This is a genomic window from Marivivens aquimaris (assembly GCF_015220045.1).
In the GTDB taxonomy this organism is placed as follows: Bacteria; Pseudomonadota; Alphaproteobacteria; order Rhodobacterales; family Rhodobacteraceae; genus Marivivens; species Marivivens aquimaris.
This window is the reverse complement of the sequence record NZ_JADBGB010000001.1, coordinates 610,761-629,599: the sequence shown is the minus strand read 5'-3', so window position 1 is coordinate 629,599 and position 18,839 is coordinate 610,761. Positions and strand designations below refer to the sequence as shown.

General features: G+C 59.9%; 25 protein-coding genes. 16 read left to right on the top strand and 9 right to left on the bottom strand.

The window, feature by feature from the left end:
• Positions 1-32 precede the first annotated feature (32 nt).
• The 7 genes from IF204_RS03130 to IF204_RS03100 all read right to left on the bottom strand — a co-directional run bounded on the left by IF204_RS03130 (position 33) and on the right by IF204_RS03100 (position 4,753).
• Positions 33-284: a hypothetical protein gene (locus IF204_RS03130; protein ID WP_194094590.1), complete on the bottom strand. Its 252-nt coding sequence runs from the start codon at positions 282-284 to the stop codon at positions 33-35.
• Positions 277-762: a hypothetical protein gene (locus tag IF204_RS03125; protein ID WP_194094588.1), complete on the bottom strand. Its 486-nt coding sequence runs from the start codon at positions 760-762 to the stop codon at positions 277-279. The genes IF204_RS03130 and IF204_RS03125 overlap by 8 nt, the downstream gene beginning before the upstream one ends.
• Positions 759-3,053, bottom strand: coding sequence for a helicase RepA family protein (locus IF204_RS03120; RefSeq protein ID WP_194094586.1), 2,295 nt, complete (start codon positions 3,051-3,053; stop codon positions 759-761). The genes IF204_RS03125 and IF204_RS03120 overlap by 4 nt, the downstream gene beginning before the upstream one ends.
• An 8-nt stretch (positions 3,054-3,061) precedes the next feature.
• Positions 3,062-3,598, bottom strand: coding sequence for a hypothetical protein (locus tag IF204_RS03115; RefSeq protein WP_194094584.1), 537 nt, complete (start codon positions 3,596-3,598; stop codon positions 3,062-3,064).
• Positions 3,595-3,882: a hypothetical protein gene (locus tag IF204_RS03110; RefSeq protein WP_194094582.1), complete on the bottom strand. Its 288-nt coding sequence runs from the start codon at positions 3,880-3,882 to the stop codon at positions 3,595-3,597. The genes IF204_RS03115 and IF204_RS03110 overlap by 4 nt, the downstream gene beginning before the upstream one ends.
• A 132-nt stretch (positions 3,883-4,014) precedes the next feature.
• Positions 4,015-4,419: a hypothetical protein gene (locus IF204_RS03105; RefSeq protein WP_194094580.1), complete on the bottom strand. Its 405-nt coding sequence runs from the start codon at positions 4,417-4,419 to the stop codon at positions 4,015-4,017.
• On the bottom strand, positions 4,412-4,753 hold the full coding sequence (locus IF204_RS03100) for a hypothetical protein (protein WP_194094578.1): 342 nt from the start codon (positions 4,751-4,753) through the stop codon (positions 4,412-4,414). Before IF204_RS03100 ends, IF204_RS03105 begins: the two co-directional genes overlap by 8 nt.
• A gap of 133 nt (positions 4,754-4,886) precedes the next feature.
• Here IF204_RS03100 and IF204_RS03095 point away from each other — a divergent pair, with 133 nt between their 5' ends.
• The 13 genes from IF204_RS03095 to IF204_RS03040 all read left to right on the top strand — a co-directional run bounded on the left by IF204_RS03095 (position 4,887) and on the right by IF204_RS03040 (position 12,181).
• Complete coding sequence (locus IF204_RS03095) at positions 4,887-5,462, top strand: LexA family transcriptional regulator (protein ID WP_194094576.1); 576 nt, start codon at positions 4,887-4,889, stop codon at positions 5,460-5,462.
• Between the two features lie 234 nt (positions 5,463-5,696).
• On the top strand, positions 5,697-6,872 hold the full coding sequence (locus tag IF204_RS03090; protein WP_194094574.1) for a DUF932 domain-containing protein: 1,176 nt from the start codon (positions 5,697-5,699) through the stop codon (positions 6,870-6,872).
• A 79-nt stretch (positions 6,873-6,951) separates the two neighbouring features.
• Positions 6,952-7,179: a hypothetical protein gene (locus tag IF204_RS03085; RefSeq protein WP_194094572.1), complete on the top strand. Its 228-nt coding sequence runs from the start codon at positions 6,952-6,954 to the stop codon at positions 7,177-7,179.
• Complete coding sequence (locus IF204_RS20185) at positions 7,179-7,307, top strand: hypothetical protein (protein WP_265588439.1); 129 nt, start codon at positions 7,179-7,181, stop codon at positions 7,305-7,307. The genes IF204_RS03085 and IF204_RS20185 overlap by 1 nt, the downstream gene beginning before the upstream one ends.
• Positions 7,307-7,501: a hypothetical protein gene (locus IF204_RS03080; protein ID WP_194094570.1), complete on the top strand. Its 195-nt coding sequence runs from the start codon at positions 7,307-7,309 to the stop codon at positions 7,499-7,501. Before IF204_RS20185 ends, IF204_RS03080 begins: the two co-directional genes overlap by 1 nt.
• Positions 7,498-8,418, top strand: coding sequence for a YqaJ viral recombinase family protein (locus tag IF204_RS03075; protein WP_194094568.1), 921 nt, complete (start codon positions 7,498-7,500; stop codon positions 8,416-8,418). The genes IF204_RS03080 and IF204_RS03075 overlap by 4 nt, the downstream gene beginning before the upstream one ends.
• Positions 8,419-8,420: 2 nt before the next feature.
• Positions 8,421-9,197 carry a hypothetical protein gene (locus tag IF204_RS03070; RefSeq protein WP_194094566.1) on the top strand — a complete coding sequence of 259 codons (777 nt, stop codon included), beginning with the start codon at positions 8,421-8,423 and terminating at the stop codon, positions 9,195-9,197.
• A 98-nt stretch (positions 9,198-9,295) separates the two neighbouring features.
• On the top strand, positions 9,296-9,904 hold the full coding sequence (locus tag IF204_RS03065; RefSeq protein WP_194094564.1) for a 3'-5' exonuclease: 609 nt from the start codon (positions 9,296-9,298) through the stop codon (positions 9,902-9,904).
• Positions 9,901-10,200 carry a hypothetical protein gene (locus IF204_RS03060; RefSeq protein ID WP_194094562.1) on the top strand — a complete coding sequence of 100 codons (300 nt, stop codon included), beginning with the start codon at positions 9,901-9,903 and terminating at the stop codon, positions 10,198-10,200. The genes IF204_RS03065 and IF204_RS03060 overlap by 4 nt, the downstream gene beginning before the upstream one ends.
• A 4-nt stretch (positions 10,201-10,204) precedes the next feature.
• Positions 10,205-11,374 carry a hypothetical protein gene (locus IF204_RS03055; protein ID WP_194094561.1) on the top strand — a complete coding sequence of 390 codons (1,170 nt, stop codon included), beginning with the start codon at positions 10,205-10,207 and terminating at the stop codon, positions 11,372-11,374.
• Between the two features lie 18 nt (positions 11,375-11,392).
• Positions 11,393-11,653, top strand: coding sequence for a pyocin activator PrtN family protein (locus IF204_RS03050; protein WP_194094559.1), 261 nt, complete (start codon positions 11,393-11,395; stop codon positions 11,651-11,653).
• A 40-nt stretch (positions 11,654-11,693) separates the two neighbouring features.
• The gene (locus IF204_RS03045; protein WP_194094557.1) at positions 11,694-11,918 is read left to right on the top strand and encodes a hypothetical protein; all 225 of its coding nucleotides are present in this window, start codon (positions 11,694-11,696) and stop codon (positions 11,916-11,918) included.
• Positions 11,919-11,947: 29 nt separating this feature from the next.
• A complete protein-coding gene (locus tag IF204_RS03040) occupies positions 11,948-12,181 on the top strand; it encodes a hypothetical protein (RefSeq protein ID WP_194094555.1) in 234 nt (77 codons plus the stop codon).
• Between the two features lie 393 nt (positions 12,182-12,574).
• On the opposite strand, the gene IF204_RS03035 is transcribed toward IF204_RS03040, so the two are convergent.
• Complete coding sequence (locus IF204_RS03035; RefSeq protein WP_194094553.1) at positions 12,575-13,495, bottom strand: FkbM family methyltransferase; 921 nt, start codon at positions 13,493-13,495, stop codon at positions 12,575-12,577.
• Between the two features lie 628 nt (positions 13,496-14,123).
• Here IF204_RS03035 and IF204_RS03030 point away from each other — a divergent pair.
• Together IF204_RS03030 and IF204_RS03025 are read left to right on the top strand one after the other, a co-directional pair.
• The gene (locus tag IF204_RS03030) at positions 14,124-14,564 is read left to right on the top strand and encodes a c-type cytochrome (RefSeq protein WP_194094551.1); all 441 of its coding nucleotides are present in this window, start codon (positions 14,124-14,126) and stop codon (positions 14,562-14,564) included.
• 1 nt (position 14,565) lies between these two features.
• Positions 14,566-15,945, top strand: a complete 1,380-nt coding sequence (locus tag IF204_RS03025; RefSeq protein ID WP_194094549.1) for a multicopper oxidase family protein — start codon at positions 14,566-14,568, stop codon at positions 15,943-15,945.
• 248 nt (positions 15,946-16,193) lie between these two features.
• Here IF204_RS03025 and IF204_RS03020 read toward each other — a convergent pair whose 3' ends face one another.
• A complete protein-coding gene (locus tag IF204_RS03020) occupies positions 16,194-17,936 on the bottom strand; it encodes a CocE/NonD family hydrolase (RefSeq protein ID WP_194094547.1) in 1,743 nt (580 codons plus the stop codon).
• A 203-nt stretch (positions 17,937-18,139) separates the two neighbouring features.
• On the opposite strand from IF204_RS03020, the gene IF204_RS03015 reads away from it, so the two are divergent.
• Positions 18,140-18,748, top strand: coding sequence for a TetR/AcrR family transcriptional regulator (locus tag IF204_RS03015; protein WP_194094545.1), 609 nt, complete (start codon positions 18,140-18,142; stop codon positions 18,746-18,748).
• Positions 18,749-18,839 lie beyond the last annotated feature (91 nt).

The window sequence follows — 18,839 nt, the reverse complement described above, 5'->3', positions numbered from 1 at the left end:
CTGCAACACCTACTGTTGGAAATTATCCAACATCAGCGCCTTTCGCGCTCCAGCCGCGCCTTCTTCGCCATCTTGCTCAGATAGTCCAAGGCGCGATGCTCGATGCACAGTTCGAGCAGGCCGAAGATGCCCTCCAGCACCCGCGCCTGACGCGGCTCCAGCCTGACGAAAATCTCTTTCGGTTCCCGTCCGTCATACATCTGCCTGGTCGCGCTGATGTGGAGGTTTGTGACCAGCTCGGACATCTCCCTCAGGGTCGGCTTGGCGTTCACCTCGTCACTCATCGTCCTCGTCCTCCGGCAGTCCGTTTGATCCAATCCGATCGCGCATCAGCCCGACCGCGATGCGGCCCGCGGCGCGGTCCTTGAGCTGGTAAAATCGGGGGCGTGTCAGGTTCAGCCTGCGAGCAGCTTTATCCGTGGGGGTGCCTCGCAGCGCTGCCGCAAGATGGGCAGCGAACACCCGCATTTCGGTCGGGCTCGCCTTCTCCGGCAGATACCGACACTGCCATTGCAGCGCCTCCGTGTAGAGCGTCACGCGATACGGCGGCAGGTACTCCACAGGCATTTCATCACCATCATCGTCACCCGCCCGTTCGGGGATTTCCCCCCAGATTTCGATGTACTCTTCGACAGAACCGATCACGAACGGCAGCGCGCCCGATTTGATGCCCTGCGGACCTACTCGACCGGCATGGCGGCTGGCGTAGCGCAGGGCGTCGACAATGGTTTCTTCGACGACCTTAATCGTCCAGACGCTCATCTGTAGTCTCCCATATCAAACGGCATGTCATCGCCTGAGGTGTCGACCTCCGTTGGCGCTGGAGCGTAAGCGGGATCTTCACGGTGGGTCGGTAGAGGCCCGAAGCCTTTGACCCGCTTGCCTGTGAACCAGATCCAGTCGTCGAGCTTCTGGATCACACCCTTGTTGTAGAGTCCGTCGCTGCCACGCTTGATCTGCTTGCGGAGCGTGTCGGTGGCGCGGTCTAGTGCCTGCTTCTCGTCCTCCCCATCCTTCGGGGTAATGTCCTCCGAGGTCAGGTGTGTGGCCTTGGAATATTCCCAAAGGTCTTTCCGGTTGATGACGATCGACCCCTGCGGCAGCTTCAGCTCTGCTGGCGCCAGCACGGCGTTCTCCTCGAACAGGTGCAGCATGTCACGAAGTACGCGCTTACCGGGCTCGCTGGCCGTGATCCCCTTGTCGTTTTCGGGCTGGTCGATGGTAGCACCAGCCGGAGGCTGCACGACGCAGGACGTGATCCGATCCCCGTCTGCATCAGAGCCGAGATAGACACCCGCCAGAACGAAATTCTGATGGATGCCATCCTCGCCGTCCTTCTGCTTGGATATGATCCACTCGCGCACCTGACGACCATCACTGTCGCTGCTGTCCAACTTGCGCCGCACAGTGACGACGTTTTCGACGTTGCCGAATAGGCTGGTGTGGCCGCGTGCCTTGGTGCCACCGGCATTGAGGTGATGGACCAGCATGACGTGGGCGCCAGTGTCACGGCGGATGCGGTCACAGCGCTTCAGCACGTTCCCCATATCCTTGCCGTCGTTCTCGTTCGCGCCGGGGGTTGCCTTGTTAAACGTGTCGATGATGATCAGCTTCAGATCGTTGTCGAACACGCTGTTCCAGTGGCGGCACTCCGCGATGAACGCCTCGCAGTCCTCGTCGCTGTTGAACAGGTCGACGGGCTTTTCCAGCAGCACGAGGTCGAGCGGTTCGCTCTTGCAGTCGTGGTGCGTGGCGTAGGCCGGAAAGCGACGGCGGCGCACGCCGACCGCGCTTTCCCCTGCCTGATAGATCACCCCGCCCTTGTGGACCTTCCGGCCGAAGAACGGGACGCCGCGCGCCACCGACATGGCAATGTCGATGGCGAGGAACGATTTGCCACTCTGGCTTTCCCCGAGCAGCATCGAAACCTCGCCCTCGGTCAGCACGCCTTTGATGAGGTGTTCATAGGTCGGACCGGGCTGATCGAAGTCGGCCCATCCCACCGCACCGAAGCGGGACTTGAACGACTGGAACTCCGGTGGCGTGTCTTTGAAGTCGACCGCGATTTCGTCGGTCAGGTCGTATAGCTTCTCGTTCGTGCCACCAGCAGGAAGCCAGTCATCGACGCCACCCTTTAGCGGTAGGTCGGGGATTTCGAGGATGCGGACCCGCTTCGCCACATCCTTGATGCTGCGCGCCACTAGCGCAGCGTGATCCTTGCCCGGATAGACCGGATCGCCGTTGTCGTGGAATTTCAGATCGCCGTTCTGCTTCGTCGCCTGCGGATCGTTGTCGGGCAGAATGACAGCATCGGCTCCCTTGAACCACTGAACCAGTTCGGCCTCGAACTTGCCAGCGCCTCCGGCGTTGCAGGTCGCAGGCACGCCGATCTCGCGCAGCATGTCGACCTTCTTTTCGCCCTCGACGATGAACACCTGCCGACCCTGCGAAATGTCGTCCAGCAACTCGGGAAGTCGGTAGGGAAAGCGGGTGATGCCCTGCGTCTTATAGGCCCAGCCGCCCTTTTTGCTGGTATCGGGGCGGCGCTGCACGAATGACTTCCCGCGACCCTTCGCATTGTCCTCGGTCCAGTCGTAGCGCAGCACCTGATACATCAGCTGGCCGCTGGCATCGGTGTAGTCGTAGGTCTTTGTCAGCTCGGCATGAGGCGGGACGCGATCCGGCAACCAGTTCCCGTCTTTGTCGGTGCGGTATTCTTTCTTGCCAGATCCGCCAGCCGATGATGACCCGCTGCTCTGGTAGTCGCGAGGCGGACGGCTGTCCTCTACATCGAAGCCCTTGTTTCTCAGATACTCGACGGCCTGCCCGCCCTGCTGCGTGTAGCCTGTCTCGCGCTCCACCAGCCACAGAACACCGCCGCCTTCGCTTTCCTGATGGTCGTAGAACGTACCCTTTTTCAGGTCGAGCGAGATGCTGCCGTGCTTGCCCCACCGCAGTTCGGTGGCTTGGCTGAGCTGCTTGTTCGGCTCGCCCAGAAGTTCGCGCGCCACGGCCTCGGCCATATCCGCAAATTGGTTTCCTCCATCAGCCATGCCACCACCTACTTACGCAGGAGCGGCAACAGCTCGTCCACAGGACGACCCGCCAGCTTATTGGCCGCGAAAAGCCAACCCGCAATCGCGTCAGCTTCGTTGTCGTCGCTGGGGGAATAACCCGCTGCGGTCACGGCTTCGATGATCGCCGTTTTCTTCTGCGCGCCAGTCACACGGCGACCGTTTAGAATGAAAGATTTGACCGTGCTGACGTGAACCTCGTAGGGACGTACACCGTATGACGTCGCCAGCAGGTCACAAATTCCAGCGAGGGTGATCAATGTCCGCGCTGTGTTGACGTTCGTCTTGCCGCCCATGGAACGCGGATCGAGCGGAGCTTCCCAGACGAGGTACTGGTACCGCGTCACCGCAAACCGAGCCCCGATGAACTGCACCAGCGCATCGTACTTCTCACCGGGCGTAGCGCCCTGATAGGCCAGACGGACCGATCCGCTTTGCGGCTTCTCGCCTTTGACTGGGAGACCGTCGCACCATCCGGTCGTGGTCGCGAGGTCTAGGAACAGGATGGGACCGACGGCGCTCATTCGCGGCAGTCCCGCAGGATGGTGCCGTTCGCGGTGTAGATGATCCCCTCGAAGGCACTGACGCGGTTGATGCTGGAACCGCCGACCGCAACTGCCTCGCTGTCGATGACTTCGCGGTTCGTGTGGCCGTAGGCTTGGGTGTTGTACCGCAGTCCGGCGACGGGTCCGTTACGCATCGCAGCTGAGAGGTCGTCAATGCTGTCGAACTCGTTGGTTTCGAAGAGATACCAAATCTGCCGAGTTCGCTCGGGCTCATAGATGGATTGCGTGATTTTAACGATCATCAGGGGTACTCCAAAAAACAAGGTCTCTCAATAAATTGGGGGTCTGAGTTACCTCAGACCCCCGTGGGTGGGCGGAGCAGGTCGCCCACACCGATCGCGCCTCAAGCCCCAGAAAAAGCGAGGCGCAATCCCTTAGTTCATAGCGGTGACAGCCTCCCCCGAAACGATGCCGCTGATGGTGGCGCTGGGCTTCTTGCCGCTCTGGCCTTTGTCGGCATCGGCAACGATCTGGCGCATGGCGTCGATGCTGTTGTTGAACATGTCGATTTGGTCGAACATGCCGAGGGCGTGGGCATAGGTGACGAGCGAGGCGATCACTTCCTGCTGCTGCTGCGGCTCTTTCTTTTTGAGCGTGGCGACGAAGGTGAACGCCTTTTTGTTGTAGTTGTTGTCGTCGCAGTACTGCTTGGTCAGGCTGCCGGCCTCGCCGTTTGCCTCGGAGGCTTCTTCCTTCTTGCGATTGACCGCCGCGACCGCCGACTTGAGGGCGGCCGCATCGAACTTCGTTTTCGTGGTCGGCTTCAGCTTGTCAGCCATCGACTTTCTCCTTGGCTTTTTCCATCCGGGTCTGGAACTCGACTTGCCCAAACTCCATCAGGTCGACCTCTGGCACGTTGGGAACACCCACGGGCCAAGCCACATCTTCGGGCCAGATTTTGCGGAATCGACCAGCCACAACGTCGAATGTCGAAACCGTGATTCCCGACTTCTTGGACTTGATGCGGCTGAAAAACGCGCGGTCGTTGGCAACAATCGAGCTGATAGCACTGTCTGGAATACCGTGCCTGCCGCGAACGACGGCAAAAAGGGTGTCCAGCCAGCCTAGAACCTTGTTTTCAAGGGTTTCGTGAGGGGTATGCGAATTTTCCATGCCCTATGCTTAGTTGGAAATTTTCCAACGGTCTAGGAAAAAAGGATAGGGCCGCTTGTTTCCTAGACTTAAATATAGACCAATAGGGGCGTACAGAGTGAAACTGTAATTTGTTGATATTGGAGAAAATACGATGACCGAGGTCATGCGCCAGCGCATCATTGAGCGCCTATCTGCACTAGGAATTTCTGCAACAGCAGCCGCAGAGCGAGACCCTGAACTAAACCGTTTTTACATCTACGACTTTGTGCAAGGAAAGAAGGCATCCATTCCAGAGAAGCGCCAGGCCAAAGTGGCCGAAGTTTTAGAAACAACCGTAGATTGGCTGAATGGCCGCTCGAACGACCACCTCAGTGAAGAGCTGCGCCCACGGACCCTGCCCCTATTTGGAACGCTGGAAAGAGGCGCATGGCGCGAAGCGCAGCCCAACGTCGGAGCCGATTTAGACGTCCATAGCGACCCACGCTACCCCTACGAAATGCAACGCGCTTTTCTCGTAAGAGGCGACTCGTTTGAGCACTTGGACATTCTCGACGGATCAATAGTCATCGCGGTTGAGGGGATAAAACCGCGCCAAGGCGACATTGCAGTTACGAAAAACGAATTTCAGAACAAGGTCGAGTTTGCGCTAAAGCGATACGAAGAATCACCGGCAGACCCGAACGAAGAATCTTTCGGAGTCGCGCTAAGGAACATCCGGGTGTTCTGAGGATTCTCAACCTTGGGTTAATAAATAACGGGACACATACCCTTGGGGGGTATGTGTCCCTTATTATAGGTTAATTATATATATTATACGCGCGAGGATTTTTTGAGCACCAACAACTAGACCTACGGATAGGGTCGCCAACACTGTTGGAAAATTTCCTATTGCATTGGATACGATTGTTGGATTATTTCCTACAGGACCGCACAGAAGCTGCGGCTGTTGTTGGAGATAAGTATGCTAGATTTGAGCCCCCACAAAGTCGGGAATTTCGGTAACGGGCAGACCGTGACCACCGTGTCGAAGCAGTGGCTGAGCCGCACACCCGACCAGAAGTTCCTATCGCTGGACGACCTGCACCAATCGGTGAACGCGCGCCGCGAACAGTCCATCGAAAGCACCATCACTCTGAAGTCGGTCGAGGTCATCGCCCCCGAGATTCAGACCCGAGACGATACCCACAAACTGAGCCTCGGCCTTCCCGATGGCCGCGAGGTTTCGCCCTCGCACTGGACGTTCGGCCAGCTCTGCCAGCAGGCAGGCGCACCGACCAAGTACCTGCGCCAACTGCCCACGCAAATCGGCGCGGACGCGCTGAACTACTCGCTGCGCTTCACCGCGCCCCGAGAGCAGATGATGCTGCTGGATGATGGCGTCACAGCGCGCGCAATCACTTCCCCCACCTACGGACGGATTTTCGACGCAGATGTGGTGCAGGCGGTGCAGAACATCGCAGGGAACGGCACTGGCGACTCGAACTGGAAGGTGCCGGGAACGCTGGACTGGTCCAGCATGACCTACAACCCGCATACCCCAGTCACCGCTGAAACCACCACGCTCTTCGCCTCGGACCGTGACGTGTTCATGTTCCTCGTCGACGACCTGCATCCCATCGAGGTCGGCAAGCTGCCCGATGGATCACCGGACCTGATGTTCCGTGGCTTCTACGTATCGAACTCCGAGGTCGGCTCCGGCTCCCTCCGGATCGCGGCGTTCTACCTCCGCGCCGTGTGCTGCAATCGCATCCTTTGGGGCGTCGAGAATTTCCAAGAGGTCGCGATGCGCCACAGCCGCTACGCACCGGACCGCTTCCTCGAAGAGGCACGCCCCGCTCTGGAGAGCTACGCGCAAGGCTCGTCTCAGACCCTCATCGAAGGTGTGCAGAAAGCCAAGGCCGCGAAGGTCGCATCGGACGACGATGACGCCCTCGCATTCCTGCAAGCGCGCAGCTTCAGCAAGGCAAAGGCGGCGCTGGTCCTCGAAGCGGTGGAGCGTGAGGAGCAGACCAAGGCCCGCACTGTCTGGGACATGGCGCAGGGCATCACGGCGGTAGCTCGGAAAACCGAGAACACCGACACCCGTCTCGAAATGGAAATGCAGGCCCGCAAGCTGCTGGACAAAGTAGCTGCCTGATCGAGCAGGAGGCCAGCCAGAACGGCTGGCCCCACCCCTCCCTCACGGAACAATTTCTCACTTGGTGGAACGAGACACAATGCAAACTCAGAATTCGTCGGCCCGCGCTGTCAGCGCAGTATCCCGCTTGGTCATCAATCAGATGGTCGCATCGTTAAGCAAATCGCCACTCACGGATGATGCGACGGATGACACAGCGCGGGCCGTGCTGGTGGGTGCGGGCTTTGGGAGCCGCACGATTGCCACTCTGTCGCGAGACGCGATCCGCAACTGGCGGAGCGTGATGAACACCGGCGGCGCAGCGTGATGCGCCTCCGTTTCATCCCCGCAACCTTCCTGATGATCTTCATCTTCATCCTCGCGGGTCACTGTCTGACCCGCGCCATCGAACAGGCCGCATACGACCGAGCGGTCTACAGCTTGGGGTACGAGTAATGGCTACAGCCACCGTAAAACTGCTGGACCTGATCCAGCGCCACGGCGTCGAAGAGGTGACTGCCTCCATCGTCGCCGTGCTGCATAACTCCGGCCCGATGACCAATAAATCAGTCCGGTCTCTCGCCAACGCGGCGACCCTGGAGGCCGAGGCACGCGAGCTTGCCGAGCTACGTGAGCTGACCGACGAATGAAGGTCGAGGTCATCACCCCACGCGACGACCGCCAATGGCACAAGCTACGCGGTCAGGACGTCACGGCCTCGGTCGCTGGTGCGCTCTTTGGGGTGCATCCCTTCACAACACTGGCAAGCCTCTGGGCGGAAAAGTCCAAGCTGCTGCCACCCCGCCTCGATCAAGACAGCCCTGCGATGATGCGCGGGCGCTACCTCGAACCGGTCGCGGTTCAGATCCTCCGCGATCGTCACCCTGAATGGACCATCGAACACAACGCCGCCGAAAACCGATACTACCGCTCCCCCGAGCATCGCATAGGCGCAACCCCGGACGTGATCGTTGACTGCCCCACCCGTGGCGTCGGCATCATCCAGATCAAGAGCGTCGCGGAGGATGCGTATCGCGCGAAATGGTGCACCGAGGATGCCGTCGAGCCGCCGCTCTGGATCGCCATTCAGGCCAGCATCGAGGCGAAGCTGGTCGGCGCATCATGGGCCGCAGTCGCTCCCCTCGTGGTCGGCTTTGGCCTCACCATGCCGGAGCTTGAGGTCGAACTGCACGATGGCCTGTGGGCCAACATCACCAAGCGCACCGCCGCGTTTTGGAAAGGCGTCGAGGATGGAACCCGTCCCGAGCTGGACCTGATCGCAGACGCGGAAACCGTCGACGCGATCTACCGCCACGGCGACGACGAGGAGGTGGCCGACCTCACACAAGACGGCGAGATTTTGGAGCTAATCGGCCAGCGGCACGACGCTGTCGCGGCCGCGAAGGAAGCAGCCGCCAACAAGCTCCGCGCCGAGACCGCCATCAAGGCCAAGCTCGGTCACGCAACCTTAGCCATTCTGGCCGGCGGACGCCGCGCCACTTGGCGCAGGCAGAAAACGGCACACGGACACTCCCGCGTGCTTCGACTTCCCAAAATGGAGAACTGAGGATGGAACAACGCAAACCGGTCGCTGACCAGATTTTCGGGGATAACAAGGCCCCCGTCGATGTGGTGCTGAACGCCGACTTCGCCAAGCTGAAAGAAGAAGTCGAACTGATGGAGGCGCGCGGCAAGGCGATGCCGAAGCAGATCACCACCGAAGAACAGGCCAGCAAAGCCGTCGACTACATCGCAGATGCCCGTCGCCTGACGAATAAGGTCGAGAATGTACGCAGCACCGAAGGCAAGCCCATGCTGGACGCCAAGCGTGCAGTCGACGGCTTCTTCAAAGCCCTCGGCGGGTCCCTTCTGGATGGACCTATCGCTGACAATGACAATGCAGTTAGGGCCTTCATGCGCGAACAGGCCGCCAAGAAAGCCGCCGAGCAGCGCCGCATTCAGCAGGAAGCCGACGAGAAAGCCCGCCTCGCCCGTGAGCGCGAGGCCAATGCGAAAACGCCGCAGGCCGCAGCCAATCACGCGGCCCGTGCGGAGCAGTACGAAGCGCAGGCCGATACCTCGGCCATCGCAACGGCCACCGCATCGGAAGCGAAGGCGAAGATCACCGGCACTAGCGGCTCCCTGTCCTCGAAGAAAGTCTGGAAGTTCGTCATCACCGATTATCAGGCATGCATCGCTCCTCTCGGCGCACTCGGCGGCTTCCTTGAATCCGCCGCTATCGAGAAGGCGCTGGGCGTGATGGTGAAGGCCCAGAAGAACAACGCCAAATGGCCGGGCGTCCGCTTCTACGAGGACATCGCAACCGCTGTCCGTCGCCGCGGCTGATCAGATCCCGAGCGGCGCGGGTTTTCGCCGCGACCTCCCTGTGACTACCCGCCACTTCGGTGGCGGGGCTTTTCCCTCAAACCCAATCAGGATGACCCATGCCCTATTTCTCGTTCGATACCGAAACCACCGGCATTTTTAACTACAAGCTGCCCGCCGATGATCCGTCCCAGCCCCGCCTTGCCTCCATCGCTGCCATTATCCTTGATGACAGCGGTCAGGAAGTGACCCGCCACAAATTCTACATCAAGCCTGACGGCTGGACGATGCCGGACGAGGCGCGTGCGGTGAACGGTCTGACCGACGAGTTCCTTGCCGAAAACGGCGTGCCTGTCTCCGAAGTCCTCGACCTCTACGAAGGCTACGTGAACGACGGTCACTACATGGCCGCATTCAACGCCCAGTTCGACGCAAAGATGATGCGGGCCGAGTTCCGCCGTGCCGGCCGCGACGATCTGTTCGAGCAGACCAAGCAGACCTGCATCATGCGCGCCCAGAAAGCCTACGAGTCGCAGGGCATCATGATGAAGCGCGGCACGTATATCTCGCTGGCCGCAGCCTGCGAGTTCCACGGCGTCATTAACGACAACCCGCACGACGCCATGGCTGATGCCGAAGCCGCAACCGAGCTTCTGAAAATCCTCATCAGCGACGGCAACGTGCTTCCCCCGAAAGTCCACTACGCGAAAGGAAAAGACGCGGCATGACCGAGAAAACCACCTCCGGCGTTCGCATCGGGATCAGCTGGACCCCGAACACCGAGACAGCATCGGCCTTCATGGCCGATCTGTTCGGCGCTGACTGCAAAACGATCATCACCTCGGGCCGGATGCAACTGCGCCACTCCATCGCGCTCGACACTTCCAGCACCGACCAGGTGGTGAAGGCGACGCAGATGATGGACGAGCTGAAGGCTGAACTCAGCAAACACGGCACCGTCCACAAATTCTCCCACCAATACGGACGCGTACTCCCCAGCGAGTCCGTCGAACTGAAGGCGTAACCACATGAACACCAACGTCGATATTTACGAGGGCGAGGACACCGACACCCTGACCCAGATGGACGCAGGCGGCAGCCTCGCGGTCCAGCTCAACCGCGCAGAAATTGATCAGGCCATCGCCACAGCGCGCAAGTTCCCTCGGAAGCTGAAAGTCGCAGCGCACGCCATCACCGAGCTCGCCACGTTCAGCAACAAAGCTGCCGAAACGATGTTTTATGCCCTGCCCCGCTCTGGCAAGCCGATCCTCGGCCCATCTGTCCGCCTTGCAGAGATTGTGGTTCAGAACTACCCGAACTCCCGTGTCGGCGCCCGTGTGGTTCATGTCGATCGCGTCGAAGGCTTCGTCGAAGCCGAGGGTGTGTTCCACGATCTCGAAAACAACGTCCAGATCGTGAAGCGCACCAAGCGTTCGATCCTCAATAAGCGCGGTGAAGTGTTCAATGCGGACATGATCAACGTGACGGGCAACGCAGCATGTTCTATCGCACTCCGCAATGCCATCTTCGCCGGCGTTCCGAAGGTACTCTGGGACACTGCCTACGAAAACGCCCTCGCGGCCTCTCGTGGCGACCTCAAGACGCTGACCGAGCGCCGCGAAGTCGCCATCAAGTACTTCCTTGGAATGGGTGTTACCGAGGACCAAATCTTCGCCTCGCTGGAAGTCAAAAGCATTGACGAGGTGACCGAGGAGGAACTGCTGCTCCTGCGCGGCATCGTCAACACGGTGAAGGACACACCGTCGATGCTCGAAAAGTTCTTCCCGCCGATGAAGTCGGCCAAGGCAGCGGCCAACGCTGCGCGCGGCACCGCGTCCCGACTGGAGGAGCTGGCTCAGGAACACGAGGCAGAGACCCAAAAGGCCCAGACCTCGCAGAAGCAGGCTCAGGACGCGAAGTCGGAGCCGGAGCAGCCCAACACCACCGAGGGCGAGAAGGACGCTCAGGGCAGCGCTGACGGCGGCGACGAGGGCAAGCAGGAGGAGCAGGGCCAGTCCGAGCAGAAGCCGGACACCAGCGAAAAGCGCAGCCCGTACAATCGCGGGAAAACGGCGTTCCGCCGCAACTCGCCTCGCACGGCAGTCCCGCCTGACGTGAAGGACGACGCGGAACTGCTGGCACAGTGGCAGCAGGGCTACGACGACGCGAAAGCAGAAGCCGAAAACGACGAGCAGTAAAGTAAGGGAACGGGCGCGATGAACACTGTCTTTGCACTGATGGCAGCCTACGAAGCGAAACAAGCTGTACCGCTCGAAACGGTGCACAAGGACTACTTCGCGCACATGCTGTTCCCCCGCTTCAAAGCGGACGTGATGAGCGGTGACATACCGCTCGTCACATTCACCGGCACCGACAGCCAGAAGGCGCAGCGGATGGTGGCGATTACGGATCTCGCCGCGTTCCTCGACAAGAGGATGGCGCAGGCGCGATCCGATTTTAAGAAGCTCGCCGGCTGATCGAATTACAAACAACACTTCCGCTCGAAAGGATGACACCATGAGCCGAAAGGAAGCCGCCGAAGCAGCGCGCGAGATTGCATTGAAAATAGAAGCTGGCGAACTGACGGGGTTTGCCTACGTGGCATTTGGCCCGAACCAAACTGTATGGGGTTGGGTCAACATAAATGATGTTCAGGCTCACGCCGCCCCGACCTTTCTAACTCGGCAGCTCTGCAAACGGGACAAAGCCGATCAGGTCGTGGAACACGACCAGTCCAGCTAACCCTCTGAGGCCACAGGAGGGCCAACCTTATGACAGAAGAAATCACCACCAACGCCATGCTGCGCTGCAAGGCGAAGACGCAGCCCGACGACGTCTTGGCACGGACCGACCGCCTACTGCTCCGCGCGGCGCCGAACGGAGGGTGGATCGTCTTGGCACACAGCGATCACCCCGTATATCAGGACGACGTCATTGGTGCATACGGCAGTGCGGCTGAGATGATCGACGCCCTACGGGGTGCTTTAGTCCCCCAGTCCAACTAACCCCCCGCAGAAAGGCCCGCCACATCGGTGGGCCTTTCGCATTACAGGTTGCCCTGCTCCGGGTTTACTGCGATGCTGACGACATCCCGAAACTCTAGGTGGCCACCTTTAGCCGGAAGGATAAGAAAGCCCGCCATTTCGGCGGGCTTTTTCTTTGCCTGAAACATCCATCCTGTTGGACTCTCCGTCCAACACGTTTTTCGGCAGAATTATAATCCGTTTACTTTCAATTAGATGCGCGCACTGTTGGCACAGTCCATCATGGGTGCAATGCTCAGACGGGCGGCGCGATCTAGGGATTTGCTGACGGCTTGCACTGACGAACTCCAGAGGAAAACGTTTTGGAAGCTGGCTAGATAGCTGTGTTTCAGTCCGGCGACAACCGCCAGAGCGTCAGCCGAAGAGGCGCTTCCAAATGCTGCGTGGGCGCTCCACGGTGTTTGCGTAGGCCCGACGCGACGCAGGTGGCAAGACAAACAGATCCACCCAGCCCAGACCATTCTTGTTCAGCGTCTGGACATAATCGACGAAATCCGCGCCATCACCGGGCTCGAGCTTCTTACCGAGCATGTCTGCGAGACTGGAACAGTTCCAAGCAACCCGCCCGAGGCTTTCGTAGATATCATACTTCTCAAGCCAGCTCTCCAGAACCTCGACCGGATCGCTCCCCTGACTGATCATCCAGTGCGGCGCGAACTCCGTTTTGATGAACCAGCGATTATGAGAAGAAAGAAACTGCTCGCCGCCGCGGAACACGTTCTCTTCCCAGCCTTGCGTATCGATCTTGATATAAACGCCCTGATCAGCGGACACAGGCGAAGCGATTTCGGACAAGGTGACCGAAGTCGTCGAGATAACGTCCCAGTTCCCCTGCGCTTTGACCCTGCTGTCTTGCGAGGCGTTGGTATTGACACCGAATTCGGTCGTGGTAGCGGAATCCGATGCGATGGCTGAAATGAAACGATCAAAGCGTGCGCCGTTGTTTTCAAAGTTCTTGCGAACGAATGATTCAAGCCATGGGATCGGCTCGACCAACGTAAGATTTGCCTCAGGGAATGCACGGCGCATGAGAAGTCCCGTATACCCGTAATTGGCTCCGATATCGATGCAGTGAGATGGGTCCAGCTCGTTTGCGAGGAGGCGGTACATCGGGCTCACGTATTCTTCGAAATGGCCACGCCCGTGATAGTGCTTACCCCCGCCATCAGCGTCGCGGTACTTCAGGACGATATCGCCAATGGTCACCAAGCCTAATTTTGCGGTCTCGTAAGTCAGCCCGTTCTTCAGATCATCCATCTCGAAATTCTCAATCATGCACCGTTTATCCGCGCGATAAGGCACCGCGCTACCAGCAGATACAAGTGCAATGTGTCCGATCTTGGAGCTGACCATATCCTTGCTCTGCGCTCACACAAACCGTTCCACCACCGCTGATATGTAGCATTTTGATGCTGAGACATCGGTTTGCAATGGCCCGTTTGGGGATTGACGGAACAGCTTTCCGCACCCACTTTTGATACTGCAATCGAGGGTTTTCATGCGCCTAGTCGCCGTCATCTTTCTGACAAGCCTCATCATGCTGGCTGCCTTGCCGCAGATGTCTGCGGCTGGGACTGGGATGCATGACTGTGCTGCCTGTCCAGAGGCGATGGTGGCACCAGATCAGCAGGCTCCGGCGCACAACCACAGTGACGCGCCTTGTACCGATATGGCAACCTGCGCCTCCTATGCTCTGATCGATAGCGCTCAGCCTCTCCGTGGTATTGACCTGCCGCGTCTTACCCATCTGTGGCCTGAGCCTCGACATGGCACCACGGTCAGTCTGTCATTGGACCTTCCTCCTCCACGCGCCTGAGCCGGCTCCAGTTGAACGCGGATCGACCACGCTCGATCCATCACCAGAGCGCGCGGCCAGCAATGCCGTGCAGGACAGGATACTTACATGAATAAATTCACCCTCGCCGGGGCTGCGGTTCTTGCCGTCGCGCTTGGCGCCTATGTCGTCACCCGCTCCTCCGAGCAATCCGCCCCCGTGCAGGAAACCGCCGCGCCAGCCGAGGGCACGCCCATGGTTGCCGTGACGCTGCCCGAAACGCTGTCGCCCGAGGCGGCGATGGGGAAGCGGGCTTTCGATGCGGTCTGTGCCGCTTGTCACGGCGAAAATGCTGCCGGAAACATGGGCTTCGGTCCGCCGCTGATCCACAAAGTCTACGAGCCGTCGCATCATGGCGACATGGCTTTCCAAGTGGCCGCTGCGAACGGCGTGCGCGCGCACCACTGGAGATTTGGCGATATGCCGCCGCAGCCTGAAGTGACGCAGGCAGATGTCCGTCTGATCATCGCCTATGTCCGCGAGATGCAGCGCGCGAACGGGATCAACTGACATGACGATGACGCGACGCGCTTTTTGCGCAGGTCTCGCCGCTGCTCCGTTGGCGCGGCCTGTCTTTGGTCAAGATATGCCCCTCCTGACGGCACAAATCGCCACGGTCCAGCTTGCGCCTGAAGGCTATCCGGCGACGCCAGTCTGGAGCTATGACGGCACGATTCCGGGGCCGGTGATCCGTGCGGGCCAAGGCAGCCGCTTGGAGCGGCGGCTAATAAACTCGTTGGACGTTCCGACCTCAATCCATTGGCATGGCATCCGTATCGACAACGCGATGGATGGGGTCGCGGGGCTCACCCAAGAGGCTGTGCAGCCAGGCGAAACCTTCGACTATGCGTTCGACCTGCCTGATGCCGGAACCTATTGGTATCACGCGCACACTAACTCGATGGAGCAGGTCGGGCGCGGGCTCTCCGGTGCTCTGATCATCGAAGAGGCGAACCTGCCGGATGTGGATCGGGACGAGATTCTGATGATCGACGACTGGCTGCTGGATCCCGACACCGGCGCATTTGTCGACAGTTTCTCCGATCCGATGACGCGCAGTCATGGGGGCCAGATCGGCAACCTCGTGGGCGTGAACGGGCGCTACGGTTTCAAACTCTCGGCCAAGCAGAACGAGCGTTTGCGGCTGCGATTGATCAACGCGGCCAATGCTCAGATCTTCGGCCTGAGACTTGAGGGAATGAGGGGCTGGACCGTGGCTCTCGACGGGATGCCTCTCGGCGCGCCGGAACCGGTTACGGACATGCTTGTTCTCGCGCCAGCTCAGCGCATGGACCTGATCGTCGATGTCACTGCGGAGGAAGGGGAGGCCGCAGGGCTGCTCTTCGCCGCAGCGGATGACACTTGGCTCACGCTGGCTGACGTCCTTGTTGAGGGGCGCGCGGCGTCCGTGCCCCGCGGTGCGCCTGAGGCCCTGCCGCCCAACCCGCGGATGGAGGTCTTGGGCGTCGAAGATGCAGCCGTCCTCGATATGCCGATGCAGGGCGGCGCCATGCGCGGCTTGGAAAGCGCGACTTTCGACGGGCGGAGGATGGGCTGGCAGGAGCTGGTTCAGAACGGCCAGTTCTGGGCCTTGGCGGGTCAGGTCGGCTTGGGCGATGCGCCCTTTGCCACCTTCGCGCGGGGCGAGACAGGCCGTATCCGCATGACCAACGACACGATCTTTCCCCATGCGATGCACCTCCACGGGATGCACTTCCGAGTGCGTAATCAGGATGGAACTCACGGGCCGATGCGCGATACGGTTCTGGTTCTGCCGAACGAAACCACCGAGATCGTTTTCGTAGCGGATAATCCGGGAAAGTGGCTGCTGCATTGCCATATGCTGGGCCATGCCGCTTCGGGCATGACGAACTGGATCGAAGTCACCTGATCGAGGTGCTCCGGATGAACAGCTTCCCGTCCTGCGTTATGCCGGACGGCATCGCCATGGCAGTGCAATGGACCAGCAAATTCGAGCGGCACGCGATGGAGTGTGTCGGCTATCGATACTGCATAAAAGTCTATCAAGAGCGCATCAGTCGACAGATGCAGACCCTTAAAGCCCGATCTTCCAACGGTCGGTCGATCTGCCATTTACCCCGCGCGGCGTTACCGCACGGGGTGTTCTTGTAGGCTAGGTCAATCTTCTACGAACGGCATCGTGCCGATGCGCAGATAGGAGGCCGTCTCTCCACCTGTGTAGATCACATGGCGGCCCTTATTGTTCGGCTGGACGTCCTTGTGACCAGGCATTGCGCCGCCGAGGACATTCTGTCCGCTGATCGTCAGGCGCAGCGTTTCACCCGGATAAAGCAGCAGACCCGTCGGGAAGAGCGCGATGTCCATCGCCACGACTTCGCCGGGAGTGAGCTTTTGCTCGGTGTCGAAGGACTGGACGGGAACATCAGCGGTGCTTTGCTCCATATCCAGCTTGCGTAGTGAGGCACGCAGACGCCCGTTCGAGCCCTTGTTGATCAGGATCGACGCGCCGTTGCGGGTGATGCCGACCATCTGGGGGCCGTTGTTCGGAACGGTGATCTGCTCAAGGAGCTCGCCGTTCTTATCCAGCTTTTGCAGCAGAACGAAGATGTCCATATCGTCCGCATCTTCCGCAGCAGCGTAGAGACGCACGCTCGGGTAGCCGATGAATGCGGTGTCGCTGTCCACGGTCAAACTGAAACTGGCCAGTCCTTCGCTGGTTTCCGCGTCATAGCTGGTGCTGGCTGCGGCAGGCGCATCGGTCGTCAGCGCGCCGTTCGCCGCATCAAGGTAGAAGCGCGTAGCCACTGCCTCTGCCGGCGGGAACTGGTCAGCGGCCAACTCGGTGCGGTCGTTGCCTTCCAGATCGTGCAGCGTGTAGCGGACGGTCGGGGTAGCTTCCCAATCGTTCTCCAGCCCTTTGAGGAAGCGGTCGAAGAACTTCAGCAGGTCTTCTTGCGCCTCGATGCGGTAGAAATCGGGCCATTCCATTGTGCCGTGAATGCGGAGCCACTTCTGCTCCGACGAAATGCTGCGCCATCCGCGGAACGTGCCGGGGGTGTGGATGGTGTTGGTGTAGCTTGCCACGATGTAAGCGGGCACGTCGATCTTGGCGAAGTCGGCACCACGGCGCTCCCAGAGCGCATCAAGCAGCGGGTGGGCCGATACATCGCCGATCAGGTCTTCGCGCTGGTTGTCACCGACGAACGCGTCTTGCAGCACCTCGGAAAATGCCAGATCGGGGATCCCGCCACGCACGGCAAAGTCGCGGTAGACGTCCGACAGGCCTTCCCACGGCGCGATTGCGGCGAGGTGGGCGGGACGCTCGGCTGCCATGAACCACTGCGATGCGGCGAGGTACGAATTACCGGCTGCGCCGACTTTGCCGTTGCTCCAGTCCTGGGTGCCGCACCATTCGACAAGATCGTGGAAATCCTCGCCCTCTTCGCGGTTCCACCAGCGGGAGTCGCCGTCCGAATAATAGCAGCCGCGCGGATCAGGATGGCACAGCGCATAACCGCGAGCGCACCACCAATCAGGGTCGGCGCCTTCGAACTTTTGCAGGCCCGACAGGTGGCTGGTGTCCACGCCGAGAAGGCCGAACAGGGCATCATACTGCGGAGCATTGCCACGGCTTTTGCCGTAGGGGCTCCACGACACGATGGTCGGGACGGCCTCGTCGGTGACGGGGCGCAGAACATCGGTATAGATCGTGGTGCCGTCGCGGAGCGTCACGGCGACGTCCTTTTCATAAATGATGTCCACGGTCAGCGGAGCGGTGGTTTCGCTGATCCGGAAACCCTTCGGCAGAAGAACCGTGCTCGGCTTGAAGCCGGTGAACAGGCCGTGGCGGTCCTTGGTGTCCTGCGGAGCAGGCTGTTTTGCGTAGATGAAGTTGTTCATTTTCTCATCCTTTCACTGGATTGCCGATCGCGCATTGCATGGCGAGGTCGGCTGAGCCGGTTTGATGCTTTCCGTTTCCGACTCGGGCCATCTCTACGTGTGTTGATATAATCGGCGCGCCCCGCATGTCAACACTTGTTGATATTAGCGGATACAGGTACTTTGCGACCGGAACGCAGCGACCAAGAAACGGTGACAGATCAATGTCCGGACAAGAAAAAGCCGACAGCCCCAAGCTCGGGCGCCGTTCAGGCCCCAGCACGACCCGCGACGAGGTGCTGCGTGCGGCGCAAAAGCGTTTCGCCCGAGACGGATTTGACGGCACCTCAATCCGAAAGGTCGCTGGCGATGCGGGCGTCGATCCTGCGCTCGTCATGCAGTTTTTCAAATCTAAAGACGGCCTATTCGCCGCGAGCCTCATCCTCTCGGATGAGGTGCAGGACCGGATCACGGCAGCTTTCGACGGCCCCCATGATCGCTTGGGTCAAAACCTGACCGAAGCCTTTTTGAACCTTTGGGAAGACAGCGAGGACCGCCCGCCGTTAATGGCGGCCTTGCGCGGCGCGGCCTCCAATACCTACGCAGCCGAACAGCTCGGCCAATTCGTACAAAACCGACTGGTCGACGTGATCGGCCCCAAGGTCGGCAATGGCCCTGAGGCCGCGCGCCGTGCCGGTCTGGTTCTGTCAATGCTGATGGGGCTGGTACTGACGCGGAACATGGTGATCGTTCCACTCACCGCCGAACTCTCGCGTGCCGAGGTCGCCAAAATAATCGCGCCGTCGATACAGGTCTTGCTTGATGGCGCCTGACGGCAACGTTTGTGCAGGCGAGCCGGCTTGGTTCACCAACGAGACGTCACGCGACGACCTAACTGAAAATTACCAATATTTTCGCGTCCCG